Origin of the sequence: Fictibacillus sp. 7GRE50 (assembly GCF_015903875.1) — a bacterium.
Classification (GTDB): Bacteria; Bacillota; Bacilli; order Bacillales; family Fictibacillaceae; genus Fictibacillus; species Fictibacillus phosphorivorans.
On sequence record NZ_JACZDW010000003.1, the window covers coordinates 236,653 to 263,040 of the forward strand.

The window sequence follows — 26,388 nt, forward strand, 5'->3', positions numbered from 1 at the left end:
TTCTTTTTATCCCCCGGTAGAAATATGTTATGAAAAAAGCGCATTTTACATGTGATGTAAAATACGCTTGTTGTCGTTTAAGTAAAATCCGCTCTGCCGTGACTTTATATGCCTTTGGAACCTGATCTCTCAGGTGGGTATCCGCAGCTGCCGTTACAGCCTTCCAAGTCGAATGCTAGGCTTGACTGTCTGACAGATCATATTGGATTCCCGTCATTAGCACATAGGTTAAAGACATGGAAAAGCCACGAACATCGCAGAATTTTATTATACTACCAGTTACTTAAGAAGTAAAATCATTTTGTTTTTTTGCCGTGATGCATCTTTTCCACTTCCATCTCAGCATAAGACGCAAATTCGGTTTGGTGTTCTGCACCATTTTCTTTCACGTTGTTATTACGCTGTGCATTAGCGTTGGCTTTTTTCTGTTTACCCATAATGTATCCCTCCTTTTTCTTACTATGGCTAAAGAAAATAAAAATATAACTTACATAATATTTCCTTGACTGGTTAACTTAAGACTAAAAAGGAGGGTTTCGTTAAATGGCAAATCCTTATTTATGTCCAAACTGCAAGACGAACAGAACGCGTTTTAACGTGATCGAACAAAATCCTGTAGCTGTTAAGCTAGATCCATCCACTGGTGATGTTGTTCAGCAATACGTTGATGGCGAGTTAGATATGTTTCATCTTCCGTATAAAGGTTCAGAACGATTGATTCAGTGTGGCGCATGTGGAATCGTTGGAGAAGAAGAGATGTATATCAAACGTGCTCAAAGTAATCCGAGAGCGTAGAAAAAAGACTGCCGTTTAGCATTGCGGCAGTCTTTTTTCTACTGTTTATTAAGTCCAGGAAGTTTTAAAGGAACTTCTACCTTTTCTTTTAAAGGGTGAATTTTTGCTATTTTTGAAAGAGTAACGGTGAGGTCACCTTTCGGAAGTCCGTCATGAAAAAATAATAAGAACCCCGATTGCTCACTGTCGTAAGTTCCCATCACATCAAAATTTTGCAGTGTTTCTCCTGATGAATTTTTGATCGTGACGAGGTTGTTCATAAAACGTTCTTCGTTTTGGATTCTATTCTCATTATAGTTGGGCTGAAAATAAAGGTATTCGTCGTGTCCTACATTCTCTACTTTGCTTTCTATAGAAAACCGAATTCCTTTTTCGTTATTGGAAACATCATTTTCAATTCCTCTGTAAACCACTTTAAAATCAGTGTCGTCAGCGATCACTTCATTTTTCTTAATATCTTTTTCAGGATTGCTGGCAAATTGCACTAGATCTTGTTTAGATACTGAAAATGCATACGATTTGTCCGTTCTATGAACGGAGTGAGTAAACGACAATCTTAAAGAATCTGAATCATTCATATTAAGAAGTTCATCTAGAGCTGAATACGTTTCCAGATAGTAATCTAAATCCTCATTTTCTGTGATATCTGTATGTAACGTGTAAAGACTCTGTCCATTTTCAATGGTTCCAAATAGCGAAACAAGATCCTGATCAACCTTTGAATCCAACTTGATTCTAGATCCCATTTGATAGACTTCAAATGCATCTAAATGAATCTTTTGGTCATTGAAAAGCTCTAGGGATTTATCAATCGTTTCGGTAGCCAGAACAGGCGGTACGTCAAAGACATTATGAGGCTTGATATTAAAAGTTAAGTTATCAATTTTCGTCTTTCCTTTGTTCGAAGTGAATGTTGGGTTAAGCAGCTTAACCGTCTCACTGCTAAGAACCTCTTTCCACTCTTCATCCGTTTCAACTTTATCGTATTGGATATGTATCGTCATGGACCGGTACAATTTATGCTTGTACACAACACCACCGATCGCGCCTTCTCCTTCATAGATATCGATAGGAAAATGAAAAGTTTTTCCCTTCTTGGATGTAATCTCAACTTGATTAAACGATAATCGAGGAATATCACTCTCCTCTTTATCCCGTTCTGCAAGGTCTACACTGTATAGTATGTACAGCTGTTGCCCGAAGCTATATGTTCTTTCAACCTGGAACTTCCGCTGATTATTCGCTAACGGAATAGAGATCTGACTATTTTCTAATAACTTGAAATGATCGGCAAACTTAAGGTCACTAAATTTTAATTTCTCTGCATCCATTAGTTCTTCCCAGTCTTTCATCACAAGAAAATTTTCATCGTTAACTTGCCATGTTGGCTCTGCATTTTTTTCATATTGCGTGTATATAACAAATCCAATTAATAACAAAAGCCCAATGATGATCTTATTTCGCTTGGTGCTCAAAGTAACCTATCTCCTTTACCACATTCATCGGTATGATCAGTTCACGATCATGATGTTCTTATACTTAATGTCCACCGGATTTTTAAGAGGCTTTAAATAAGAGAGATTCGATATCGTGATCGTCAAGTCACTCTCAGGAATCATGATTGGTTTCATCTCACCATTTTCCATCTCTTCTTTGTTATAAAACGTGATATAGTAGGTAGCTTTATTTTTTTCTTCTGAACTATGCACTTCAAAGTTATTGATTCTCGTTTTCTTCTCATCTGAAATCGAGATAGTATTGTTTTTATACACCCGTTCATAATCGTCAGGTACTTCGGCATCACTATAATAATGATCAGGAATAAGGCGCAGGTGATGTAAAAGCTGACTAGAATCCGTGGATATGCTCACCTTAATCCTAGGGCTCCCCTCAAACATGGTCATCCCTTCATAAACTATAATCGTATTACCGATCTTTATTATTTCTTGGTTTTTTAATTCCGGTTGATTTTTAGTCGCTAAAAACGTTTCAATATCTTTCTTTGGAATTGTCCATGAGAATGAACGAGGATCTTTATGTACAGAAGAAGTAAACGTGACAGACCTTTCTTTTTTCTTGTTAACATCGCCTGTCATATCATAGATGGGAATGTAAAACCCATTTTTATTAGTTCCAAGAATTCCATATGTCAAAGGTTGATCTTGTAATTGATTGTCTTTGCTAGAAAAGCCGATTAAATCTTCATCATTTGGGATTTCTACGCTTAGTCTCTGTTCATAAAGTAATGCATCTATTGATTTAATCTTTACTTTTTTGTTATCTTCATATGTAAACGTTTGATCGATCGGCTCACTTTTCAATACTTTTGTGTAAGGATCATCTGAGGGCAGCGTTAATGCAATATCCTCAATCGAGACTACCCCATTGTTTTTAGAAGAAATCGTAAGATCCTGTAGCCGAACGATGTTAGCTTTTGATACGATCGACCAATCGTTCTCTGAAGAATCGAACATACTAGGCATCAGCATCATAGAACGGTATAAACGATGCTTATAAACGAACCCTTCGTCCCTTGTACCTGGCTGACCCATCTCTTCACCAGCCTTGAGGACGAGCTCCTTACCTTCTTTTGTTCGAAACTGCATGTTATTAACAGAGAGCCGTGGAATATTATACTCGTCCTTATCTCTCTCTTTTACATCCACACTGTATAACAGATACATACGACCATTCATATTCCAAATCTTTTCGATTTTTAACGTCCGATACGATTCTTTTAGCGTCACTGTCTTGTTTACCTTTTTAAGAAAACCGTATCTATCTATCATCTCTAATTCATCGAACTTAATATATTCTCTTTTCATTCCATCTTTGAATGAGTTTACGACCGAAAATTGTTCCTTATTTACTGTCCAAGTTGGTTCAGCACTTTTTTCGTACTGTGTATAAACAACAAATCCTCCGATTAAGACAGAACCAATCATCAATTTTTTTATGATTTGCAAATCGTACAGCCCCTTTTGTATCTATACCATCATATTAGCATAATTTTCCGAATTTTCATTCCGTTAATATCCATTAATTTGAAAAAAACCTTTGAAATAATAAAGTAACCTCGTCTGAAGAGACGAGGTTACAATCCGTATTTATGACGATACCATTTCACTTACCTTTGCGAGCTGTTTCTCAATCACGTTCAAACCTTTAAGAAGCTGTTCATCAGAGATTACAAGTGGAGAAAGAATACGGATAACGTTACTGTAAAGGCCAGCCCCCATAATGGCTACACCATTTTGGTTACAAAGTGCAATGATTTTTTTCGCACGATCTGGGTCGGGGGTTTTCGTCACTTTATCTTTGACGATTTCGAGCGCACACATGGCTCCTATACCTCTGACATCACCGATAAATTCGTATTGGTCTCTCCATTTTGAAAAGGTATTGGTGATCATTTCACCAATCTGATTTGCTCTTGTCAACAATCCTTCTTCTTCAATCATGGAGATGACCTCTAACGCAGCAACGCATCCTAATGGGCTTCCTCCATAGGTACCCCCGATCTCACCAGGAGCTGGTGCATCCATGATTTCCGCTCTGCCTGTTACAGCTGAGATCGGCAGGCCAGCCGCTATCGATTTTGACAGGGTCATGAGATCTGGGACAACATCAAAGTGTTCCATCGCAAACATTTTTCCTGTACGGCCAAATCCAGTCTGTATCTCATCGGCGATTAACAGGATATTGTATTTATCACAAATCTCGCGAAGACCTTTAACGAACGTTTTAGAAGGAATAACGAATCCTCCTTCACCTTGAACGGGTTCAAAGATGATCGCTGCAATTTCCTCAGGTGGAACCTCTCCTAAGAAAAAGTCTTCGAATTTCTTTAAGATCGCTTTATCGGTTTCTTCAACGTTACGGTCTTCTCGGTAATAATATGGATAGGGCATCTTATATGTTTCTGGCGCAAAAGGTCCAAACTCAAACTTATATGGTTTTACTTTGCTTGTTAAAGACATGGCGAGCAACGTCCTGCCGTGAAATCCTCGTTCGAATGAGATGATGGCTTTTCTGCCCGTATATTTTCTTGCGATTTTAACCGCGTTTTCTACAGCTTCTGCACCACTATTCAAAAAGAACGTTTTTTTATGATGGTCTCCTGGTGTGATTTCGTTTAGTTTTTCTGCTAGCTGAACATAAGGTTCGTACATCATCACGTGAAAACATGGATGGATGTATTTTTCTATTTGGTTTTTTAGGGCTTCCACTACTCTAGGCGGACAATGACCGACGTTTAACGTTCCGATCGCTCCAGCAAAATCAATATATTCGTTACCATCAACATCAACCATCATACTTCCGCTAGCATGATCCACAAAATTTAAGACCGTATTAAAAGGGCCCCTTGGGACGTTTAATTCTTTTCGTTTTAATAGCTCTTCTGATTTCTTCATCCATTCTCGCCTCCACACCAGTCATAGATTGTTAAAGCTATGATTTCAGCTGCTTCCATGATCTTTGAAATCTCAATATATTCGTTCGGATAATGGGCGACCGAAGTAACGCCTGGCCCGAACACGATCGCCGGAGTGTCGCCTACATGAGATAATAAGCCACCATCCGTTCCCCATGGGGACGCTTCGATAATGGGTTGACCTCCAACTACATCTTCATAATTCTTTGAGAGCATGTTCATGAGGGGATGATGAGTTTCAATCAATCCTGGCAGCCACTGTGCACCGAACCATTCAACAGAGATCTTATGCTCTTCTAGCCACGGATCAGAAAGATTGGATAGATAGCTCTCTAGTTCGTTTTTTACTTCTTCCAATGTTTCATTAGGAGCAACGCCAATCCTTCCTTCAACTTCAACTGTATCTGGAACGGATGATGGCCAGTTACCTCCTGAGATCTTCCCTACATTGATCGGGACGGGGATAGGAATATCCTTGTATAGAGGATCTGTCACTCTATCATTTCTGATGATTTCCAATTGTTTAATAGCATCTAGTACGACTACCGCTTTTTCGATAGCACTAACTCCTTCATAACGAGTTCCGCCGTGTGCTGCTTTCCCTTTCACGGTTAACCGGAACCACATAGAACCTTGTTGAGCAGGAAAGATCTTCATATTAGTAGGTTCTGGAATAATAGCTGCGTCTGCTTTGTACCCGCGTAGTACCGCAGCAAGCGTACCTGCACCGCCACTCTCTTCTTCTATTACACTATGAAAAAATAAATCGCCTTGTAATTGGATCCCGGTTTCTTTAAGTGCTTGAATGGCTAGTAAAAGAGAGAGGTTTCCACCTTTCATATCTGTTGACCCTCTGCCGTAAAGTTTGCCATCTATTATTTTCCCACTGTAAGGATGGTCGTTCCATTGGTTCAGATCACCTTCTGGGACGACATCAACATGACCGTTTAGAACAAGTGAACGCCCGTTTCCTTTTCCCCGCCAGATCCCAACAACGTTAGGACTTGTACTGAAATCTGTCCGGCTAGCACAAAAATTAGGATGGCTCGCTAATTCTTCACCGTCCGGATACCACATATCCACCTCGAGTCCAATTTCCTTAAGTTTTTTTGCGATCAATTTTTGTACACCCGTTTCATTTCCAGTCGTGCTCGCTTCTTGAACCGTCTTTTGTAAAAAATGAATCGCGTTTTCTTGTTCGTTCATCAACCAGTTTGAGAGTTTTTCTTTAACTAACATGTTTTACCTCCCTAACTTCTCATTGGAAAACAGAAATGTGTTCATCTACAACGATAGAAGCACCTGTTGTCTGGATAACATCCTCTAACGTATAAGGACTCATGATCTCACGAAGAACTAGCTTTCCATCTTCACAATGAAAAACTGCTTTCTCTGTGATGATCATGTCTGCGCCTTCCTTGACAGTAAGCGGAAGTGAACAGTTTCTCACAATCTTAGGATTTCCATACTTATCGGTGTGGTTCATTAAGATGATGACTTTCTTTGCTTTTTGGGCAAGATCGATCGCACCACCCATTCCAGGAACCCGCTTTCCTGGTACGATCCAATTGGCAATATCACCACGTTCACTTACTTCTAGAGCTCCTAGTATCGTCACATCAAGCAATCCTTTTCTAATGATTCCAAACGCAGTAGCGCTATCAAAATAAGAGGCACCTGGGTGAATGGAAACGGGATATCCCCCTGCATTGGATAAGTTACCATCCTCACTGCCTGCTTCTGGTGACCCACCCATACCTAAGATACCGTTCTCTGTGTGCAGCATGATATGTAGGTCATTTTCAATATAATCTGCAACGAGAGTGGGAATACCGATGCCAAGATTAACGATCATTCCATAACTTATTTCGAGGGCTGCCCTTCTTGCGATCCTGTGCCTTGTTTCAATTCCCAGACCCATTTCCAGTCCACTCCTTTACTCTGAATGATATAGTCAATAAAGACACCTGGCGTGACGATCTCTTCCGGGTCAAGGGAGCCTACCGGCACGATCTCTTCTACTTCTGCAATCGTTATCTGTCCGGCTGTAGCCACGAGTGGATTCGTATTTCTCGCACTCTTATCATAGATAAGGTTTCCATACCGATCGGCTTTTTTTGCATATACGATCGACACATCTGCAATTAAAGCGGGTTCGATCATATATTCTTTGTTGTTTACACTAACTTTCTCTTTGTTCACTTCAACAACCGTTCCAAGACCAACATCGACCAATATACCGCCAAGCCCCATACCACCAGCTCTTATTTTTTCAGCGAGAGTGCCCTGCGGAACAAATTGCACTTCTAATGAACCTTCTTGCATCTGTTTACCCGCTTCAGGATTTGAGCCTATATGAGAGGCGATTAATTTCTTCACCCTTTTTTCCGTAATCAGCTTACCAGGTCCGATCCAAGGAAAACCTGTATCGTTACTAATAAGAAAGATATCGTTAATATTCTTTTCCAATATCAGATTAACAAGTGTAGGAGGAGCACCTACTCCTCCAAAACCACCGATCATTAGTGACATGCCATTACGAAAATAGGCAGAAGCACTTTCAAGTGTAATTTGTTTATCTACACCTTTGGCCATTCACAACACCTCTTTCAACTGGTCGCCTCAGTAATATATAAACCTTCTGTAATAAGCTCTTTGGTCAGTTCTCCGATGGATTGATCTAGGATCTCCATGATATCTGTAATCTGTTCCTTCGTAACGTTCAATGGTGGGGAGATTAAAATAGAGTCTCCTGAAAACCCTGTTACTCCACCTACTGCCGGGTAAACGAGCAGTCCGTTGTCAAAACAGATGGATAATAGCCGGTCTGTAACTTTTGAAGTGATCTCAAAAGGTTCTCTTGTGATCGGATCCTTAACAAATTCAATGCCACATAATAAACCCTTACCTCTTACATCACCGATTAACGGGTACTTCCACTGAAGACGTTGCAGATGATTAATCAGATATTGGCCCATAGCTTCTGCATTTTCCTGAAGTCTATTTCTTTCCATATAATCGATAACAGCAAGGCAAACCGCAGCTGATTGTGGATTTGCACTAAACGTGTGTCCGCTCATAATAACTTTACTTCCTGATTCGATGACGTTCATAATACGGTCTGACACGATGGTTGCCGCCATCGGTGTATAGCCTGCACTCATGCCTTTTCCTATCGCAATAATGTCAGGAGTTACATTCCAATGATCCATCGCAAACATTTTTCCGGTACGACCCATACCTGTCATCACTTCATCTGCTATCAATAAAATATTATATTTATCACATATCTCTCTTATTTTTCCGAAGTATTCGTCTGGTGGAACGATCGCTCCTCCAGATGCACCGATGATCGGTTCTGCTATAAATGCAGCGATTTGATCTGGACCAATGGCTTGAATCGATGTTTCCAAATCATCTGCACATTTCACACCGCAACCAGGGTATGTCTCTTTTAATGGACACTGATAACAATAAGGTGGGTGCGCAGCAGGGAAATCTTCAAGCAATGATGTGAATCGTTGTCGTCTTAATTTGTGACCAGACATTGATAGTGCGCCGAGTGTGATTCCATGATAACTGGTCCATCTTGATATGATTTTTGTTTTCGTCATGTTTCCTTGTTCTTGAAAATACTGAATAGCAACCTTTAGTGCTGTCTCGGTTGCTTCTGATCCACTATTAACAAAGAATACTGAATTTAAATCGCCTGGCGCATAATGAGCTATTTTTTCTGCTAGATGTTCTGCTGATTCACTCGTAAACTGCGAACGGTATACGAATGATACATGATTTGCTTGATTCCACATTGCTTCTGCAACTTCATGAACACCGTGACCGATATTACATGTGATCGCACCTGACGATCCATCAATATATTGCTTACCGTCTTTATCGTATAAATAGATTCCTTTGCCGTGACTAATTACAGGATAATCGCTTCCTAGAACCGGTTTGATGAGATGTGATTTTCTCATAAAAAAGGCTCCTTCCTCATGAAGGTTAAAAAGGAAATATCTTTATTTAAAGCTATTTTCACTGTCTCTATCAAAAAGTTTAGCGAGCAGCCTGAAACGGAATTCAACACTTCCAATAGCAACAAAGTTTGCGAAAACAACCATATAAAAAAGATATTTCCTTACTCTACTGATGTTACAACTTAAAATAATTTTTCTTTAAAAACCTCGGTATGCTCATTAATTCTGAATAGGAAATCTTTGAATCTATCTTCTTTGTATCTATTAACATGAGTTGATCTTCAATCTCATCTACAATATGATCCTCTTGATATTCCATACCACAAGAAGAACAGGATACAGAAGGGATTACAGTTATTTGAACGGCTCTTGAACCATCCGGCAGTTCCCAATACCCTGTTAATCCTGCCTGCTCTGCTTCTTCACTCTCACACCATAAGCACTTCATGTTATCCTCCTCTCTATGCATTTCTTTGTTCTTCAGTAGTCGCTGAAATTCCTTCGTCTTTTGTCTGTTCAAACTTATATTTTTTCTCTTTCAATTCATCACGTTTATCACGCTTATCTTTTAATGAACTATGCTCCGGATTCGTATCATAATTTTCTCTTCGTTCAAGGCGTTTTAATCCTTTAGGAACGAGGTTGAACGCTTCATCGCTCATGAGCGCCGAAACTCCAATCGCAGGTTTGATGTGATCTGTTCCCATCACTTCATTGAAATAAGCATCCGCTCTGCCAGCTTGATAGTTTTGAGGCTCAGGATAAGAGGTAATCACTCCTTCAAAGTTACGTAGCACTACTTTTTCTGGTGATTGAGAGATAAGATAGTTTGGTTGAACAGCTATTTTCCCTCCGCCTCCAGGAGCATCTACCACGAACGTTGGAACAGCATAACCAGACGTATGACCTCGCAAACCTTCAATAATCTCTAAACCTTTTGAAACAGGTGCACGGAAATGTCCGATACCTTCAGATAGATCACATTGATAGATATAGTATGGTCTGACTCTAATCTTAACGAGATCATGCATCAGCTTTTTCATGATAGGAACACTATCATTGATCCCTGCAAGAATAACAGATTGATTGCCTACAGGGACCCCAGCATTCGCGAGCATTTCACACGCTCTTTTAGACTCTTCCGTAATCTCGATTGAGGTGTTGAAATGCGTGTTTAACCAAACCGGGTGATACTTCTTTAAGATGTTGCATAAATTCTCTGTAATTCTTTGCGGAAAAACCACCGGAGCACGTGTGCCGATCCTAATGATCTCTAGATGAGGAATTTCTCTTAAGTTCTTTAATATATATTCTAAGATGTTGTCATTAATTAATAACCCGTCGCCGCCTGAGATCAAACAATCTCTAACTTGTGGATTATTTCTAATATAATTAATGGCTGCATCCAATTGTTTCTTTGGTACCCCCATACCGATCTGCCCAGAAAAACGTCTTCTCGTACAATAACGGCAATACATGGAGCACTGATTCGTTACAAGAAAAAGAACACGGTCAGGATAGCGATGTGTAAGACCTGGAACAGGCGAATCTTCATCTTCGTGCAAAGGATCTTCCAAGTCGTATTTCGTCTTTAAGATTTCTTTACCGATCGGAACGGACTGCATACGAATCGGACATCTAGGGTCATCTTGGTCCATGAGCCATGCATAATAAGGTGTAATGTTTAAAGGTATCGTCATCGTGGAAATTTTGACACCTTCTTCTTCTTCAGGCGTCAAGTTAATGATGCTCTTAAGATCTTTTAAATTTCTGATGGTGTTAGTAAGCTGCCACAGCCAATCATTCCATTGCTCTTCTGTGACATCTTTCCATAATTCAAATTCACTCCAATGTTTCTTCGGTTTGAATAATCCATTCACTACAGGCATTCTAATGACCTCCTTTATTTCTACACTATTGTTTCATGCAAGAAGCGTGCCAAGTTACAGAAATTTCAGAATATAACGATTAATACTATAGTTTATGCATACTCCTTTCAATGTGGGCCTTTAATTGAGAGGAATAAAACAAAAATGAACTGCCGAAAATTCGGCAGTTCATTTTTGTTTTATTTTATATTGCAGGGTTTGTCTCGGTACTCCTAGAATTTTTGCAGCTTGAAGAATATTGCCAGAAGTATGTTGGAGTGCCATCTCAATGATTTGTTTCTCATAATCTCCTAGCGCCTGTCTCAATGAAGGTATGGTTGTTAATTCTTGTCTTATTGCTACTTCAGGTTCATTATTGATCGTTACATGTTTCGGAAGTAATGAAGCCTCGATTAATGAATCATCTTCAGCAAAATTCATACAGTGCTCAATCGCATGTTTGAGTTCTCGAACATTACCTGGCCAGGAATAACGTTGTATGAGCTTTTCAGCTTCAGGTGTGAACCCTCTTACCTTTTTGCCGAACTTAAGATTAAAGTGGTTGATAAAATAATTCACTAAGTAAGCAATATCTCTTTTTCTATCCCTTAAAGGTGGGAGTTCAAAATAAACAACATTCAATCGATAATAAAGGTCCCTTCGCAACTTTCCTTTATCCATACAAACGTCAGGTCGTTCGTTTAACGCAGAAATAATCCTAACATCCACGCTTCGAGAAACATGACTTCCTATTCGCTCTACTACTCCTTCTTGAACGACCCTCAAGAGCTTTGCTTGTAGTTCAACAGGCATCGAATTGAGTTCATCTAAGAATAAAGTGCCTCCATCTGCCAATTCAAACACTCCTGGCCGATCAATGGCACCTGTAAAGCTGCCTTTAGTCGTACCGAATAAGATCCCTTCAAGCAGTGGCCCCGGAATCGCAGCGCAGTTTTGAACGACAAAAGGTTGGGAAACACGTTGAGAAGAATTGTGTATCGCTTGAACAAACATCTCTTTACCTGTACCTGTTTCTCCAAATAACATGATCGGCGAGTTGGTTTGAGAAGCTTGGTTACATTGTAGTTTAACCTCTTTTAGCTCGGAATCGGTCGTGATGATATCAGAAAAATGATAAGCAGCAAAAGGTTGATCTTTATTTGTTTTTTTCTTAACTTTCATCTTTTTTTGCAGATCGATCAGCTGTTCAGAAAGCACTTTTATTTTCGATAGATCTTTCGCTACCTCTACAGCCCCGACCAGTTCTCCATTCAACCAAAGTGGCAGCGTAGAATTCACCGTATCGATCTGTTTACCTTTGCGATTCGTGTAGGATTGATGTTCATTATAGATGGGTTTACCTGTTTCTATTACTTTGAGTAGTGTGCTCGTTTCCTTTGTTAGAGATGGAAACGCATCAAGTACATGATGATGATGAACCTCATCTGTTGTTAATCCATCTAATGAAGCCGCTACTGAATTATAAAAAATAGTGATTCCATCTGCATCCACGACATGAATTCCTTCATCAATCGTCTTTAAAATAGCATTTAGAGTTTCTGCCGTTTCTAATGATTTAGATATCAAAGTGATCACCACCAAGAGTGCTTAATTTTTGTCACTTATGCCTAAAATTCGGCACTCATACTGATAAATCCTTTACCCAAATGTTCATATCCTCGTATTTATCAAAAATCTTACAGTTGTTCGCGAGCCTTCCTTTATATACATAGCTTTTATGATGAAACACAGCATTCATTCCAAAAGATAGCGCTCTAGCGATCGAATAAGAACAATAGATGTTTCTTTGAAACAACTCTTTTTCAAGCTGATCGATCAAATGCTTCATAAGACCAAACTTTCGGTGCTCGGGTGTTGTTGCACAATCTGTTATCTCCGCGTTGTTATACGTTTCGTTCACATCTGCAGAAGCAGCACTGATGATTCTTTTTTCATGCTCAATTACACAAAAAAGAGTGCCTGATTCGATCATCTTCCTTACATACTCTGCATCGTTCATAGGTGTTGGATATACTTCAAACACTTCTCCATAAAGCTCTGCTAGGGACTTTGCATCCTGAATGTCAGCCATCCTTAACAAATAGTTGCTCGGTAAAGGAAGATTTTTTGCCCCTTTTGGTATCTTTATGACATCACTTAAAATGCGATCTTCGTCCACCCAGTACTCACTGTTTCTTCTTTCTTTTTTTAAGTATTTGCACATTGCGAATGCTGATCCACCATTAAAGTAACCTTTAAACTCACCTTCATTCACATAGCCAAGCTCCTGCCAATAAGAGACATCATCTACTTTGGATTTTACAATGATTTTATGAAAATTATTCTTTTGCGATTCTTCTTCAAGCCATTCTGCAAATAGAGTTACGTTACCTCGATAATCATCTGCTCTTAAGCGTTCGCTATAATAATCAAAACATATATCTGCGATAAAATGAGTCTCTTTGATTTTTCTGTTTTCGTAATATGTAGTCTTCATTGTTTCGCCTCCTATAACTTCCTGTTTCATAATTTCCATAATATATGCTTAAATTCCTGCACAAAAAACCACCCTCTCTATAGGGTGGTTAAGATCAAAGGCTATTAAATTTAGGTTGTTTTCGTATATTTGATGCTTTGACAGGAGTTGATTTCCGTTCACACTTGCTCGCATTCCATAGGGCGTGCTGTGAGCCTCTTGCTGATTCATTCTTTTAGAAAACATAAAATCAAATCACAAAGCTCTATGTGGAAGTCTCCAATTCAGTTTGAGTGACAACATTCTAAATATAACTAAAGAAACAAAGAGAATCATATATTCCACTGTGCTGTTCACTATGTTAAGGCCAACGACTAAACCGCCTAATAAGGCCCATACTGCATATATTTCTTCACGCAATACGACCGGCTTACGACCAGCCAACACGTCACGAATCATTCCACCGCCAATACCTGTTAAGATCGCGGCAACGATAACCGCACTTATAGGATGATTCATGCTTGAAGCAGCGATCGCACCTTGAATCGCAAATGCTGAAAGGCCGATTGCATCAAAAAAGTGAAGGCTTCTCTTTGAAAATTGAATCATGCTCTCTGGCATAAAGAATACGATCCCCATAGAGGCAAGTGCTGATTTTAAAAGAAGCCCTTGCTCCCAAATCGAATCTACAGGGAGACCGATCAATACATTACGCAATATTCCTCCACCAAATGCCGTGACTAGCCCTAAAATAAATACGCCTAGAATATCATAATCTTCTTCCATTGCAACTAATGCACCTGAAATGGCAAATGCGATCGTTCCAATGATGTTTAATAAATCCCAAGTCAAACCCTTTCTTCCTCTCCAATCAATATGTTCCGTATTGAATCTTATAAGGTTCTCGGCCGACTGGCAAGCATTATTTTCTAAAACTTCTCAAAACATCTAACGTGCTGATCGGGACAGAACAGCTGCCAAGGTCTCCATGAAAAACTTCTCCGTTACGGAACCCATGAAAATCACTACCTGCTGTTTTTATTAAGGAGTGTTTATCTGCTAGATCTTCATAAAAGGCAACTTGCTTTCTCGTATGATCAGGGTGATTATACTCAAGTCCAACCAAGCCGTTCTCACTTAAGATTGGAATGAGTTCATCTGCTCCGTAAATGCCAGGATGAGCTAGTACAGGAACTCCCTTAGCTTTCTTGATCATTTGGACCGCTTCGATCGGAGAGATGCGGTCAGTTGAAGCGTAAGCAGGTTTTCCCTTTCCTAAATACTTTTCAAAAGCTTCAGGAAGAGATTTTACGATCCCTTTTTCCATTAGAATCTCTGCAATGTGCCCTCTTCCTACATTTCCTTTGCCATGTCTTTTCGCTTCTAACTCAGATTCCTTTACAGGGATTCCAAGGTTGTTTAAATTTTCTAGGATCATTCTATTTCTTTTATCTCTGACAGAAGTTAGCTTGCTTAATGCTTCTAAAAATTCTACATCTTCATAGTCAATAAAATAGCCTAACATATGAATATCTTGACCTTCGTATAAAGTACTTATCTCAATACCTGGAATACAAGAAAAACCTTCATGCTTCTTGGCTTCTATCATCGCTTCATGAATTCCATTGACTGTATCATGATCTGTGATTGCTATCGCGCCAAGACCCTTTTCAACCGCTCGCCTAATATTTGAAGCAGGAGTAAAGGTCCCGTCAGATGCAGTGGTATGGGTATGTAAGTCGCTTTGTTTCATTTTCATCTCCTAAAAACATTATTTAATTACGGTACGTGAAATTTTATTTAGTGATTTCTTTTATTATTGGATTCTCATCATAGCTGATCCAATCACTCCAACTGCCAGCATATAAAGCTTTATTCGTGATTCCCGCTTCATCCATAGCCAGTATGTTGACGCAGGCCGTTACACCAGAACCACAATATACTACAACAGGTTTGCTTTCATTCATTCCACTATACTTCGCTTCTAGTTCTTGTCGGCTTTTCCACCATCCGGGCTTTTGTATATGACTTTCCCAAGGTATGTTTATGGCATTCGGTATATGCCCTGCCTTATGATCGATTGGCTCGATCTCTCCTTTAAATCGTTTTGGTTCTCGTGCATCTATGATAAGAGTATCTTTATTGTTCATTTCATGAATGACGTCATCTTTATTCCTTAACATTTCATCTCTTACTTTTGGTGTAAAATGTACAGGTTTTTCGACAGGCATTTTACTTGAGATGACATATCCTTTTTCTTTATAGTGTGTATAGCCGCCTTGCATGACATATACGTTACCGTGCCCTAAGTATTTCAAGATCCACCAAAGTCTTGCAGCCATGCTGCCGGATTGATCATCATAGGCGACGACAATTTTTTCTTCGTCAACTCCACAACGGCCAAAAAATTGTGATAGTATGTTTACGGAAGGTAATGGATGCCGGCCACCATGGGTTGATACGGTGCTCGAGAGATGTTGCTCAAGATCAGCATAAATGGCACCTTCGATGTGATCGTTCTTATACAGTTCATAACCCTTTAATGGTTCAGCTAGTGAGAATCTGCAATCAAAGATCACGATATCAGCACTGTTTACTTTTTGGTTCACCCATTCAGGACTTACGAAATTTGACATATTTGACCTCCTGTTTTATGAAGTAGTTCGTTATTTTAACTACATCTAGGGAAAGCTGTAACTATTAGAAAAAGATAGAAAGAAGTGACGTACAGATGATACATAGTATTCCTAACGCATCCATCGTTTTGTTCGGAGCGACTGGTGACCTTGCTCACAGAAAACTTTTCCCTGCTCTATATCAATTGTATCAAAAGGGACATATGAAAGAGAACTTTTCTGTTGTTGGTGTTTCAAGAAAAGAATTCTCTCACGAAGAGTTTCAAACTGAAGTTATATCTGCTATTCATGAACATGCACAAGGTGCAGATCAACAAATCGTAGAAAAGTTTGCATCTCATTTTTATTACCTAAAGATGGATGTATCGAGTGAAGCGAGCTATCATGAGCTCGAAGAACTATTGAACGTACTTGATAGAGATTATCAAACAAACGGAAATCGCCTGTACTATCTTGCGATGGCACCAAGGTTCTTCGGAACGATTCCTACTTTCTTAAAGTCAGAAGGAATCACGAACACTGAGGGCTGGCAACGAATCGTAATCGAAAAACCATTCGGTAATGACTTGCCTTCTGCGACAAAATTGAACGAAGAGATTCAACAAAGTTTTAATGAAAATGATATTTACCGTATCGACCACTATCTTGGAAAAGAGATGGTTCAAAATATACAAGTGATCCGTTTTGGAAATGCGATCTTTGAATCGATCTGGAACAACAAGTATATTGACTCTGTACAGATTACATCGAGTGAAACACTAGGTGTTGAAGATCGAGCCGCTTATTATGAAAAATCGGGTGCTCTACTTGATATGGTTCAAAACCATATGCTACAGATGGTCATGATGGTTGCAATGGAACCACCAGGTGAACTGAAACCTGAACATATTCGAGACGAAAAAGTAAAAGTTCTTCGATCCCTCCGCTTCTTTAATGAAGAAGAAGTGAAGAAGAATGTGATCCGCGGACAATACTCTGAAGGAACGATGAATGGCAAACAAGTACCTCGTTATTTGAACGAAGATAATGTTGACCCTGAGTCTAAGACTGAAACATTTGTTGCAGCTAAGCTATTTATTGATAATTTCCGTTGGACAGGCGTCCCATTCTACATCAGAACAGGTAAGCGCATGGCTGTGAAATCTACTGAGATCGTCATTCAATTTAAACAAGGTCCGATGGCACTCTATCATGCCAACACAGAAAATTATCAGCCTAATTTATTAAGAATTCATGTTCAACCAGATGAAGGTGTTAGCCTTACACTTAATGCTAAACCAAAAGGTGATACTCCTGATCTGTTACCGATCGATATGACTTACAACAACAATAATACGGCAGAAATGAATTCACCTGAAGCATACGAGAAGCTTCTGCACGATTGTCTTCTAGGTAATTCCACTTATTTCACAAGATGGGACGAAGTTGCACTCAGCTGGGATTTTATTGACCGCATCACAAAATCTTGGGCTGAAGGAACAGGAGCTCCGATCACAAATTATCCATCAGGCAGCATGGGACCCATCGAAGCAGACGAACTTTTAAAAGCTGATGGGCATTCTTGGTGGGAACCTACAAAAGTTAGAGAGGAATGTTAGTACGTGAAAATATTTGATGTTTCGTTACCGATTTTTGAAGGAATGCCAGTCTATAAAAACAAGCCTGAAAAACAACCAGAGTTCAACACAGCACAAAATGGTCATGTAACCGAAACACGTATTTCTATGGATGTTCATACAGGCACACATGTGGATGCTCCTCTGCACATGGTTCCTGGTGGAGATACGATTGAAACCCTTCCGATCGAAAAACTCGTTCGTAAAGCTAAAGTAATCGACCTTACAAGTTCCACAGGTTTCATTTCAGCTGAAGATCTGGCTGATAAAGATATTCAAAAAGATGATTTTGTCCTTTTTAAAACAAAAAATTCCTGGGACACAGAATTCAATTTTGAATTTATCTACGTTAACAGTGATGCGGCTAAAGTATTGGCTGAAATCGGTGTAGCAGGTGTTGGAATCGATGCTTTAGGTGTAGAGAGAGCACAAGAAAATCATCCAACTCATAAACAGCTTTTCCAAAACAACATCATTATTATAGAAGGACTTCAGTTAAAGGACGTTCCTGAAGGTGAATATTTAATGGTGGCTGCTCCTCTTAAAATAAGAGGGCTAGATGCATCACCTGCAAGAATCGTACTCATTGAACAATAATAAAAACAAGGGCTTGCATATATTTTCATGCAATGCCCTTGTTTTTTCACTGTCTTTTTCTATTCTAAAGCAGGTTTTAATGGTTGCGTTGGTTTAGGGTCTTTTTTCTCTTCGTCTCCCCCACCCTTTTCCTTTTCTGGCTTGATAGCAAAAAATGCAGCTATCGCACCAACCATACTCACACCTGCGGAAGTGTAGAAAACAATCTCATGTGACTGTTTCATCAAGATAGCATAGATGGGAGGTCCGAGCGCGACACCAACAAACCTCATCGAACTATAGATCGAGGTTATCGTCCCTCTTGCCTCTTTTTCAATTCCTTCTGTAATAAGGGCATCTAAACTCGGTAGAGCAGCACCAATCCCTATACCAGCCACAAATAGAGCACCTAAAAGAAAATAGACGTTCTCTGTAAACGTAATTAAAAAGACTGACCCGCCTAACAACGCCATAGAGATAAACGTACACCACTTCATGACGATTTTATTTTGTTTGATCTTCTTTCCTGCAATAAAGGAGGCTATGGAAAGTGCTAATAACGGTACAGCGATTACTAATCCTTTCATAACACCCTTCACACCATATTTCTCTTCTAATATGGTCGATAGATAAAACAAGATACCAAACAGAACAAACATGATGATGCCACCGATTAAAAAAATGGCAAACAGCCATCTTCCTTCGTTATGGAAAATTTTCTTTACATTTTTTAAATATTCTTTAAAAGGTTGTTGTTCTTGTTCCTTCTTTGGGACTTTGACTAAGAACATGACTAACAAAATAGAGAGAACACAAAACACAGGGATGAGCCAAAACGGTAAAAACCATACGATTGTTGCAAGAAATGCCCCTAGGATAGGACTTAATACTTTTCCGACTGTATTGGATGTTTCGATCAACCCTAACCCTGAACTCACTTCTTCTTCATCCTTAAACATGTCTCCTACTAATGGCAGGACGACGGGTGCAGCTCCTGAAGAACCAACACCTTGAAAAAATCTTCCAATAAGTATAAAAGTAAATGCATGATCGGATTGCCATGCTGCCCAACCACAGATTAAACCTCCGATTCCGGCTATAAAAAGACTTGGGATGATTACTTTTTTACGCCCAAAACGGTCTGACAGATATCCAGCGATTGGTATTAGCAAGATCGCAACGATCGAATACACCGTAATGATCAACGAAACCTGAAAAGAGCTTATATTTAGTTCTTTACCGATTTCAGGCAAAACGGGTATGAGCATAGAATTCCCCAACGTCATCACAAGGGGAATGGATGCGAGTGCAAGTAAGTCCCACTTTTTCTTTGCTTCCATAATTTCCTCCAAAACCGTACTATTACATCTTTAGTATTGTAAAAAGTCATAAAACCATACAAGAAAATCCACCCATTGACTCATGAAAGCAAATAAAGCTACACTAATGGCAACGTTTAATTTGTCAAATGGTGCTATATGAAGAAAGGAAGTTATTATTTGTGGAACATTTATTAAACAACAGAGCAAAAGACATACAAATTTCAGGCATTCGAAAATTCTTTAATGAAGTGACTCAGTTCCCAAACGCGATCTCTTTAACTTTAGGACAACCTGACTTTCCAACTCCAAGGCATGTAAAAGAAGCTGCGATAAGAGCGATACATAATAATCAAACGGTATATTCTCATAACGCAGGATATATAGAGCTAAGAGAAGCAGCATCTTCTTTCTTACAAGAAAAATATTCTCTTACTTATGATCCTGCTTCAGAAATAATCGTCACAGCCGGGGCGAGTGAAGCGATCGACATAACCTTGCGAACCATCTTAAGTGAAGGTGATGATGTTCTTCTTCCTGCTCCCATCTATCCTGGTTATGAACCCGTAATTACCCTTTGCGGTGCGAACACTATCTATATAGATACAACACAAACAGGTTTTAAAGTGACGCCCGAACTAATTGAAAAACATATAACAAAAAAGACGAAAGCCATCATCATTCCCTCTCCTTCTAATCCGACAGGTATTGTTTTAGAGGATCATGATTTACAGGCTCTTGCTCACTACTTTTCTAATAAAGAAATCTTTGTAATATCTGATGAGATCTATAGCGAACTAAAATACGAAGGTGAACATCGATCGATCGCGAACTATGAAGGCATGCGGGAAAAAACATTTGTTATCAACGGACTTTCAAAGTCACACAGCATGACCGGTTGGAGAATCGGATTGCTTTTCGGACCAAGTAATCTCATGCAGCATGTTTTGAAAGTTCATCAGTATAATGTCACATGTGCTTCAACCATTTCTCAGGCCGCTGCGATCCGGGCATTAACGGAAGGCAAGAATGACGCGTTCGATATGCGTAACGCTTACAAAGAACGGTTAGATTATTGTTACGATCGACTTCACGAGATGGGGTTAACGTTCGAAAAACCAAATGGTGCATTTTATCTCTTTATTTCGATAAAAAAATATGGACTCTCCTCTTATGATTTTGCTTTAAAGCTTTTACAAGAACAAGAAGTGGCTGTTGTACCAGGTGATGCTTTTACAGTTATCGGAGAAGGATATGTACGAATCTCCTATGCAGCTTCGCTAGAACAGTTAAAAAAAGGTATGGATGGCATAGAAAACTTTATAAATTCCCTTACGTAAACTGCCCTCAAACTGGGCAGTTTTTTCGAATAAGTTAACATAAACATATTACGGTTAATTTAAAGTTCCTGAATAAGAACTTAAATTAGAAAAAAACTAAAATTAATTTATTCAAAGGATGCGTTTTTGTGAAGTTAAAAGCTATATTAAGTCACTTATCTATACGATCTATCATTGAGGATGACCCAGAGATCACCGGCATTACATCCCACTCTAAGAAAGTTAAGCCCGGAAACTTGTTTTTTGCGATCTCAGGTGTTCAAGCTGATGGCCATCAGTACATACAAGAGGCATTTGAGAATGGGGCAGCAGCTGTGATCGGTGAATATGATGAGAACATCGGTCCTGGTGTTTATATTTACGCTGAAGAAACGAAGCGTTTATTAAGTCTAGCCGCTTCCTACTTTTATGAAGAGCCCTATAAGAAACATAAGATGACGGGTATTACAGGAACGAACGGAAAAACAACAACATCCTTTTTATTACAGCATATCCTCCATGTTCACGGTATGACTTCCGCTCTTCTCGGTACGGTATATCATTATATCAATTCTGAAATTGTGAAAAGTTCACACACTACACCAGATCCTGTTACTCTACAGAAGATGCTCTTAGAAAGTAATGATGATGTAGTTGTTATGGAAGTGAGTTCACATGGGATCGAACAGAATAGGATTGATGGGATTACGTATGATCAAGCGATCTTTCTCAATTTAACTCACGATCATCTTGATTATCATGGAACGATGGAATCATATTTCCTCTGTAAATCTAAATTATTTTCATATTTGAAGAATAGAGGAACGGCCATCATCTGCAGTGAAGGTGAATACGGCAAGCGGTTACGGGATGAACTGCGGTCAGAAAATGACTTGCAGATTTGGACCTATGGTAAACGAAAGTCTGATGATTTTTATATTGAAGACGTCGGAATAGATTCCTTTAACCTTGTGCATGAAACACTACAGGTAACCGTTTCGTTACCATTACCAGGAGAATATAACGCCCTTAACACGACTGCCGCGATCGCCGCTGCTTTAGATTATGGGATTCCTATAAAAAACTCTGTTGAATATCTAAAAAGCTTCGGTGGAATCCCTGGTCGCTTTGAAGAGATCACACTTCATAACGGGACAGAAGTGATCGTGGATTATGCGCATACTCCTGATGGAGTCTCTCAAGTGCTTGAAGCAGCGAGTAAAAAAGCGGGAGACAGACCCCTTTATCATGTATTTGGTTTTAGAGGAAACAGAGATCTAACAAAACGGACTGATATGATTAAGATCTCTTTAGAGTACAGTACGAAGACTGTCTTAACGGTAGATGATTTGAACGGTATAGATCGTGATCAACTTCTTCTAGAAACAAAAGAAGCGATCCCTAGATCTTCTCAGCAACCTGTAATCATAGGAGATCGGACTGATGCTATATTCTTTGCTCTAAAAGAAGCTCCAGCAAACTCAGTAGTAATCATAACGGGTAAAGGACCTGAAAAGTATAAAGAAACATACAATCATCCTTCAACCTCTGATCTTGCTTCTGTAGAGCTGTATAAGACTTTAAACAAACCGACTTTCATATAAAAAATAGCAATCCTTATAAAAGAACAGCATCCTCATCAATGAGGATGCTGTTCTTATTTTTTTAAAGTCTTTATGAAATCTTAGTTGCATTTGGATGTAGTTGGTCTTCGTTCCAGGTGCTTGCTTTCCACGAAGCTATCGAGTACATGTTAAGATTATTCTTCAAGTTGTTCAAACTTTGATAAAGATTGATTTAATTCTTGAATTCTTGCCTCTAGATCGCCAGGCTTTTTCAATTCTTCAAAGTAGGAAACTACCTGATTTACAATGTAAGTCTTTGCTTCTTTTTCTGTGTTGACTAACACATCTTCATAATGCTGTGTAAGCTTTTTATCAGCTTCTACCAACCAATTCTCTACTTCATGATCTATCTCATCCACAAGATGATTTTTCAGCTCATTCGAACCACTTTGTTCAAAGAACTGCTTCGGATTTTTAAAATATGATAACCATTTCTTAAGTTTCGTTTCATCCTTATTTTCAAAATCTAAGGAAAAGGATGGTGTTTTAAATTGATTCCCTGTTTCATCTCTCTCCTGTAAACTCACACCTTCTTGAGCTGCTTTAGAGATCAGATGCTCCATTTTATCTTTCATATCTTTTTGTATCCAATGATCTAATCGTAATGAACAGGCTTTAAATTCTTGGTGCAAATCGTGTGAGATCTTTGCGTGAAGTTCTCTTATACATTCAGCTAAAGCATTCTTAGAATTTTGAACCGCAGCTGGATGGATCGTCTCTTTATAAAAATCATGATAACGAATCAATACACGCTGTTTTATATAATAGAGAAGTTCTTTTTGTTCTTGCAGAAATTGTTTTTTCGATAAACTAATGAAATCATTACTGAAATCAACTAACGTGTTCTCTCTCTTTTGAAGACTCTCTAAATACTCGTCTTCTTTCTCCATTCTTTGAACGGTTTCTTTGATCATATTTTCTATGACCGCGCTTGCGTGTTTTAAAGATGATCTTGCACTCTTGATCATTGCATTTTCTAACTCATGTTCGATGTAATGAGTTAAGCTAGATGAAAATGCATGAAAACCACTTTCTGCACGCTTACTAGGAATCAGTTCATTTTTACTAGAAACCGGAAATAATCTTGGATTTCGGATACCAAATGTCAGAAGATTGCTCTTCACATGATGTACGACATCGTTCTTGTCTTCTTCCGTTTCAGCTAGATCGGCAGCATTGATCGCAAAGAACATCTTATCTGATGAAAAAGTATCTTTAATTCTTCCTAACTGGATCAAAAATTCGCGGTCTGCATATGAAAATGCATGGTTAAAGTACGTAAGATAAATGATGATATCTGCATGCTTCATGTATTCAAACGCGACTTCAGTATGGCGAGAATGAATCGAGTTAGCTCCTGGTGTATCAACGAGCACAAGACCTTTTTCTGTTAACGGACAGCTGTAATAGATCGTGATTTTTTTAATGAAACAAGCTTTTGTTTCATCTGCAGCATATTCGCCAATCTCAGAAATTTCTTTATTTAGTACATTGCCTAGATGTTCTCTCGCCCATGCGTAGCCTGCTTTGTATGAAGCCAGTTCCTTGTCTGATGAATCCAATAAATCGTTCAATTCTTTATCTGTTGTTTTTAAGACATTGTTAAGCTCTTGTTTTAGTTCTTCTTCACTCTTCATCTCAATCATGATCGAACCATGGTGGTGATCACGATCTGGGCATCGTATCTCATTAATTGCAGCTGTCGTAGGGTTTGGTGAGGAAGGAAGAATACTTTCCCCGAATAAGGCGTTGGCAAACGATGATTTACCAGCTGAAAACGCACCAAAGAGAACCATCGTAAACGATCGTTTATCTAGTCTCTTCTGCAGCTCTTCCATCTCTGACGCTAGGTGAGAAAGCCCTCTGATCGGCTTTAGTATAGAAGCGGCTATTGATAATTTTTCGGTTTCTTTCAAGAGAGAATCATTACTTGAATGTAACGTAACGTTATGTTCCTCTTCATATTGCTCCTTCAAGTTATCAATTGGTTCTTTTTCAAACTTTTTCTTAAACATCTCGATAGATAAAGGCTGATATTCAGCAAGAAACTTTCTTTCAAATTCATATACAGATCGATCACCTGGTAAATCAGCATACAGCACCTCATGAAGTTCATGTTTTTGCTCATCCCAATTTTCTGCGATCTCTTTTTCCTGCTGCAGCGTTTTTATCTCATCTTCTAACCTATTCAACTCTTCTTTTAAGTTGGATAACTCACGGCCAACTTTTATGTTTAAACATGCTTTTACAGAATTTATACAATTTGTAATCTGGTGACGGGCTAGCCTTTTCACTTCATTTGAAATGTTGTTGCAATAGTTTAAAAGACCTTGCCCTTGAGCTGAAAGACCTGGTGTAACGAATGAATGTAACAATTCTTTATTTACTTTAACAGGTTCCCAATCTGGGAGGTTATGGTCCACTTCTTTTTGAAGAGTGCTTACATAGTTTTGCGCATGCCAGTTGATATGAGCATCGATCGACTTTTGTAGTTTTTCTGATAAATCTTTTGTTCGATCGTTTCGTTCTTGTTCTGTTTTTTGTTTAGAGAAGAAAATCCCTACTTTAAAGTCTTTTTTAGCAGATTCGATAAACAAGCCTGCGCTTTCTCTTGTCTCATAGGGCATTAATTGCGCAGATTCTAAAATGTTAACAAGTTGGTTCTTAACACTTTCCTCTTTTTCGATGATAACCTGTTCTTTTTGTGATAGTCGTTTTAAAAGATCTTCATGTTCTTTAGAAAAAGAAGCTAGTCTCTGACTTACAACATCAATAGTTGCTATACCTTCTTCTGTTCTTTCTACATAGTCATGCACAAAATGCTGAAGCTGATTATTCACTTGTTTTAATAGAAGAGCATCTTTGTTTTGCTCGATTCTTTTGATATAAGCCATAAGAGCAGTTAGGTCATTATGAGCAACATTTTGTTTCTTAACACTTGTGAAAAAGATATGTTCTTTCGGTATTCCATGAGATTGAAAAGAGTCAAAAACGTTTTCTTTAAAAGCTGTAAACTTCAACTCTTCTTCACGATGCTTATCAATTTGGTTAACGATTAGGCGGACATCTTTTCCTCTCTGAATCAAAGATGAAATGAATTCTATGTTCGTCTCAGAGAGTATATGGTTATAGTCCATTACATAAAAGATCAGATCAGCTAAATAGACAACGTTTTCAGTCGCTTTTTTATGGAGCGGATCTGTAGAATCGATTCCTGGTGTGTCGTAGTATGCTATATTCTCTGTATCCTCTTCATTACCGCCGTAATAGATCTCGATCGCCTCAACTAGTTCGGCATCTTTACATAGTTCTTTTATTTCATTTACGTCATAAGGATGCTCAAAAGTAACCACTTCTTTACTTTTGAGCTGAACAACCGCCTTTTCCTCTCCCTTGACCATTTTGACGATGTTTGCACTTGTAGGAATTGGAGAGGATGGTAGAATTCCTGTTTGAGAAAGTGCATTGATCAAGCTTGATTTTCCTGCAGAAAAATGGCCGCAAAAAGCTATAGCAAACTCTTCCTTCGCTACTTTGAGGAATAGTTTGCTTAATTGTTCTTCTTCTTTTCGATTGTTCATTTTTTGGAATGCTTCATATAAACCGATCAATCTTTGTTTTTCTGTTATCAATAATTCTTTTTCAGTTGACTTCATCGTATCCACCTGTCTTCAATACTGTATCACTATCCACTTTACCATATATATGATAGCGATTTCACCATTGATTATCTATTCTCTTGGAAT

General features: G+C 38.8%; 22 protein-coding genes and 1 other RNA gene. 5 read left to right on the plus strand and 18 right to left on the minus strand.

Going from position 1 to position 26,388, the window contains the following annotated elements; all coding sequences use genetic code 11:
* Positions 1-81 precede the first annotated feature (81 nt).
* Positions 82-266, minus strand: a non-coding RNA gene (gene ssrS, locus IHV12_RS12400) — 6S RNA.
* Positions 267-296: 30 nt separating this feature from the next.
* A complete protein-coding gene (locus IHV12_RS12405; protein ID WP_197127861.1) occupies positions 297-437 on the minus strand; it encodes a hypothetical protein in 141 nt (46 codons plus the stop codon).
* Between the two features lie 106 nt (positions 438-543).
* Here IHV12_RS12405 and IHV12_RS12410 point away from each other — a divergent pair, with 106 nt between their 5' ends.
* On the plus strand, positions 544-795 hold the full coding sequence (locus tag IHV12_RS12410; RefSeq protein WP_197191082.1) for a DNA alkylation repair protein: 252 nt from the start codon (positions 544-546) through the stop codon (positions 793-795).
* 38 nt (positions 796-833) lie between these two features.
* Here IHV12_RS12410 and IHV12_RS12415 read toward each other — a convergent pair whose 3' ends face one another.
* The 14 genes from IHV12_RS12415 to IHV12_RS12480 form a co-directional block, all read right to left on the minus strand.
* On the minus strand, positions 834-2,270 hold the full coding sequence (locus tag IHV12_RS12415; protein WP_197191083.1) for a hypothetical protein: 1,437 nt from the start codon (positions 2,268-2,270) through the stop codon (positions 834-836).
* Between the two features lie 36 nt (positions 2,271-2,306).
* On the minus strand, positions 2,307-3,761 hold the full coding sequence (locus tag IHV12_RS12420; protein ID WP_197191084.1) for a hypothetical protein: 1,455 nt from the start codon (positions 3,759-3,761) through the stop codon (positions 2,307-2,309).
* Positions 3,762-3,902: 141 nt separating this feature from the next.
* Positions 3,903-5,210 carry a 4-aminobutyrate--2-oxoglutarate transaminase gene (gene gabT, locus IHV12_RS12425; protein WP_197127858.1) on the minus strand — a complete coding sequence of 436 codons (1,308 nt, stop codon included), beginning with the start codon at positions 5,208-5,210 and terminating at the stop codon, positions 3,903-3,905.
* The gene (locus tag IHV12_RS12430) at positions 5,207-6,469 is read right to left on the minus strand and encodes a peptidase (protein WP_197191085.1); all 1,263 of its coding nucleotides are present in this window, start codon (positions 6,467-6,469) and stop codon (positions 5,207-5,209) included. The genes gabT and IHV12_RS12430 overlap by 4 nt, the downstream gene beginning before the upstream one ends.
* A gap of 19 nt (positions 6,470-6,488) precedes the next feature.
* Positions 6,489-7,151, minus strand: coding sequence for a 3-oxoacid CoA-transferase subunit B (locus tag IHV12_RS12435; protein ID WP_197127856.1), 663 nt, complete (start codon positions 7,149-7,151; stop codon positions 6,489-6,491).
* Entirely contained in the window at positions 7,094-7,825 is a 732-nt protein-coding gene (locus IHV12_RS12440) for a CoA transferase subunit A (protein ID WP_197191086.1), read from the minus strand. Before IHV12_RS12440 ends, IHV12_RS12435 begins: the two co-directional genes overlap by 58 nt.
* Positions 7,826-7,839: 14 nt before the next feature.
* Positions 7,840-9,207 carry an aspartate aminotransferase family protein gene (locus tag IHV12_RS12445; protein WP_197191087.1) on the minus strand — a complete coding sequence of 456 codons (1,368 nt, stop codon included), beginning with the start codon at positions 9,205-9,207 and terminating at the stop codon, positions 7,840-7,842.
* Between the two features lie 175 nt (positions 9,208-9,382).
* Positions 9,383-9,655, minus strand: a complete 273-nt coding sequence (locus IHV12_RS12450) for a YokU family protein (RefSeq protein WP_197127853.1) — start codon at positions 9,653-9,655, stop codon at positions 9,383-9,385.
* Positions 9,656-9,668: 13 nt separating this feature from the next.
* Positions 9,669-11,096 carry a lysine 2,3-aminomutase gene (gene ablA / locus IHV12_RS12455; RefSeq protein ID WP_197127852.1) on the minus strand — a complete coding sequence of 476 codons (1,428 nt, stop codon included), beginning with the start codon at positions 11,094-11,096 and terminating at the stop codon, positions 9,669-9,671.
* Between the two features lie 168 nt (positions 11,097-11,264).
* The gene (locus tag IHV12_RS12460) at positions 11,265-12,671 is read right to left on the minus strand and encodes a sigma-54 interaction domain-containing protein (RefSeq protein WP_370568807.1); all 1,407 of its coding nucleotides are present in this window, start codon (positions 12,669-12,671) and stop codon (positions 11,265-11,267) included.
* Between the two features lie 46 nt (positions 12,672-12,717).
* Positions 12,718-13,572, minus strand: coding sequence for a putative beta-lysine N-acetyltransferase (gene ablB, locus IHV12_RS12465; RefSeq protein WP_197191088.1), 855 nt, complete (start codon positions 13,570-13,572; stop codon positions 12,718-12,720).
* A 234-nt stretch (positions 13,573-13,806) separates the two neighbouring features.
* Positions 13,807-14,403 (minus strand): trimeric intracellular cation channel family protein, encoded by a 597-nt coding sequence (locus IHV12_RS12470; RefSeq protein ID WP_197128232.1) that lies wholly within the window; start codon positions 14,401-14,403, stop codon positions 13,807-13,809.
* A 70-nt stretch (positions 14,404-14,473) separates the two neighbouring features.
* On the minus strand, positions 14,474-15,304 hold the full coding sequence (locus IHV12_RS12475; protein ID WP_197191089.1) for a PHP domain-containing protein: 831 nt from the start codon (positions 15,302-15,304) through the stop codon (positions 14,474-14,476).
* Between the two features lie 43 nt (positions 15,305-15,347).
* Complete coding sequence (locus IHV12_RS12480) at positions 15,348-16,187, minus strand: sulfurtransferase (protein ID WP_197191090.1); 840 nt, start codon at positions 16,185-16,187, stop codon at positions 15,348-15,350.
* 95 nt (positions 16,188-16,282) lie between these two features.
* Between IHV12_RS12480 and zwf the strand changes: the two genes are divergently transcribed.
* Together zwf and IHV12_RS12490 are read left to right on the plus strand one after the other, a co-directional pair.
* The gene (gene zwf / locus IHV12_RS12485) at positions 16,283-17,785 is read left to right on the plus strand and encodes a glucose-6-phosphate dehydrogenase (RefSeq protein WP_197191091.1); all 1,503 of its coding nucleotides are present in this window, start codon (positions 16,283-16,285) and stop codon (positions 17,783-17,785) included.
* A 3-nt stretch (positions 17,786-17,788) separates the two neighbouring features.
* The gene (locus IHV12_RS12490) at positions 17,789-18,400 is read left to right on the plus strand and encodes a cyclase family protein (RefSeq protein WP_197127848.1); all 612 of its coding nucleotides are present in this window, start codon (positions 17,789-17,791) and stop codon (positions 18,398-18,400) included.
* A 59-nt stretch (positions 18,401-18,459) separates the two neighbouring features.
* Here the strand turns inward: IHV12_RS12490 and IHV12_RS12495 are convergent, their stop codons facing one another.
* Positions 18,460-19,719, minus strand: coding sequence for an MFS transporter (locus IHV12_RS12495; protein ID WP_197191092.1), 1,260 nt, complete (start codon positions 19,717-19,719; stop codon positions 18,460-18,462).
* Between the two features lie 161 nt (positions 19,720-19,880).
* Here IHV12_RS12495 and IHV12_RS12500 point away from each other — a divergent pair, with 161 nt between their 5' ends.
* Together IHV12_RS12500 and IHV12_RS12505 are read left to right on the plus strand one after the other, a co-directional pair.
* Positions 19,881-21,038: an aminotransferase A gene (locus tag IHV12_RS12500; RefSeq protein ID WP_197191093.1), complete on the plus strand. Its 1,158-nt coding sequence runs from the start codon at positions 19,881-19,883 to the stop codon at positions 21,036-21,038.
* Positions 21,039-21,166: 128 nt separating this feature from the next.
* The gene (locus IHV12_RS12505) at positions 21,167-22,621 is read left to right on the plus strand and encodes a UDP-N-acetylmuramoyl-L-alanyl-D-glutamate--2,6-diaminopimelate ligase (protein WP_197191094.1); all 1,455 of its coding nucleotides are present in this window, start codon (positions 21,167-21,169) and stop codon (positions 22,619-22,621) included.
* A gap of 155 nt (positions 22,622-22,776) precedes the next feature.
* Here the strand turns inward: IHV12_RS12505 and IHV12_RS12510 are convergent, their stop codons facing one another.
* Positions 22,777-26,298, minus strand: coding sequence for a dynamin family protein (locus tag IHV12_RS12510; protein ID WP_197191095.1), 3,522 nt, complete (start codon positions 26,296-26,298; stop codon positions 22,777-22,779).
* Between the last annotated feature and the right edge of the window lie 90 nt (positions 26,299-26,388).

What these genes read in the sequence shown, in the direction of transcription:
- IHV12_RS12405 (WP_197127861.1), bottom strand. Translation starts at nt 437, where the DNA reads ATGGGTAAACAGAAAAAAGCCAACGCTAATGCACAGCGTAATAACAAC.
- IHV12_RS12410 (WP_197191082.1), top strand. Translation starts at nt 544, where the DNA reads ATGGCAAATCCTTATTTATGTCCAAACTGCAAGACGAACAGAACGCGT.
- gabT (WP_197127858.1), bottom strand. Translation starts at nt 5,210, where the DNA reads ATGAAGAAATCAGAAGAGCTATTAAAACGAAAAGAATTAAACGTCCCA.
- IHV12_RS12430 (WP_197191085.1), bottom strand. Translation starts at nt 6,469, where the DNA reads ATGTTAGTTAAAGAAAAACTCTCAAACTGGTTGATGAACGAACAAGAA.
- IHV12_RS12435 (WP_197127856.1), bottom strand. Translation starts at nt 7,151, where the DNA reads ATGGGTCTGGGAATTGAAACAAGGCACAGGATCGCAAGAAGGGCAGCC.
- IHV12_RS12440 (WP_197191086.1), bottom strand. Translation starts at nt 7,825, where the DNA reads ATGGCCAAAGGTGTAGATAAACAAATTACACTTGAAAGTGCTTCTGCC.
- IHV12_RS12445 (WP_197191087.1), bottom strand. Translation starts at nt 9,207, where the DNA reads ATGAGAAAATCACATCTCATCAAACCGGTTCTAGGAAGCGATTATCCT.
- IHV12_RS12450 (WP_197127853.1), bottom strand. Translation starts at nt 9,655, where the DNA reads ATGAAGTGCTTATGGTGTGAGAGTGAAGAAGCAGAGCAGGCAGGATTA.
- ablA (WP_197127852.1), bottom strand. Translation starts at nt 11,096, where the DNA reads ATGCCTGTAGTGAATGGATTATTCAAACCGAAGAAACATTGGAGTGAA.
- ablB (WP_197191088.1), bottom strand. Translation starts at nt 13,572, where the DNA reads ATGAAGACTACATATTACGAAAACAGAAAAATCAAAGAGACTCATTTT.
- IHV12_RS12475 (WP_197191089.1), bottom strand. Translation starts at nt 15,304, where the DNA reads ATGAAACAAAGCGACTTACATACCCATACCACTGCATCTGACGGGACC.
- IHV12_RS12480 (WP_197191090.1), bottom strand. Translation starts at nt 16,187, where the DNA reads ATGTCAAATTTCGTAAGTCCTGAATGGGTGAACCAAAAAGTAAACAGT.
- zwf (WP_197191091.1), top strand. Translation starts at nt 16,283, where the DNA reads ATGATACATAGTATTCCTAACGCATCCATCGTTTTGTTCGGAGCGACT.
- IHV12_RS12495 (WP_197191092.1), bottom strand. Translation starts at nt 19,719, where the DNA reads ATGGAAGCAAAGAAAAAGTGGGACTTACTTGCACTCGCATCCATTCCC.
- IHV12_RS12510 (WP_197191095.1), bottom strand. Translation starts at nt 26,298, where the DNA reads ATGAAGTCAACTGAAAAAGAATTATTGATAACAGAAAAACAAAGATTG.